General features: G+C 64.3%; 1 protein-coding gene and 1 pseudogene. One reads left to right on the top strand and one right to left on the bottom strand.

Annotated elements, in window-relative coordinates:
• Positions 1-228: hypothetical protein (locus tag FL311_RS45850; protein ID WP_228557496.1), on the top strand; the 228-nt coding region annotated here is incomplete at its 5' end.
• Here the strand turns inward: FL311_RS45850 and FL311_RS44790 are convergent.
• Positions 212-451, bottom strand: a pseudogene (locus FL311_RS44790) (flavodoxin family protein); the annotation flags it as partial. The gene FL311_RS45850 and the pseudogene FL311_RS44790 sit on opposite strands and share 17 nt — an antisense overlap.

The raw sequence follows: 451 nt of genomic DNA, 5'->3' as shown, positions 1-451 counted from the left end.
GGCGATCAGCCCGCCGCCAATGCCGAGCAAACCGCCTGCAACGCCAAGGCCCATGCCGAGCAGCACATTGACCAGAGCCGTGAGAACCGCGTGAGACGCCATGCCGACAAGAAAGGGGGGACGAGAAACAAACGCGGCGGCGCGCTGTATCCGCTACAGCGCGCCGCCGGAAGTGAAGCTCGAATTGTAGCGCCCGTCGTCACGCAGGGGTCTACGCAAGATGCGTAGCGAAGCCTGATTTCCCGGGTGCGATTCCATCCCGCAACGTGAGCGCCGGAATGTCGCAATCACCCGCATTCTGCCGGCGGAAGGGGATCGGCGCAGTGGTGAACAAGGTGTCCAGTCGCTCGGCCAGCGCCTGCGTGATCCGCGCAAAGCGTGCCTCGTCCATGCGCCCGGTGCGGTAGCTCACGAACGGCGGCACCACATCGAAAGCGGGGTAATACAGGAA

It is taken from the genome of Myxococcus sp. AB025B, assembly GCF_006518215.1.
In the GTDB taxonomy this organism is placed as follows: domain Bacteria; phylum Myxococcota; class Myxococcia; order Myxococcales; family Myxococcaceae; genus Myxococcus; species Myxococcus fulvus.
The sequence above is the reverse complement of the archived record's forward strand: the minus strand, read 5'-3'. Positions and strand labels throughout refer to the sequence as shown.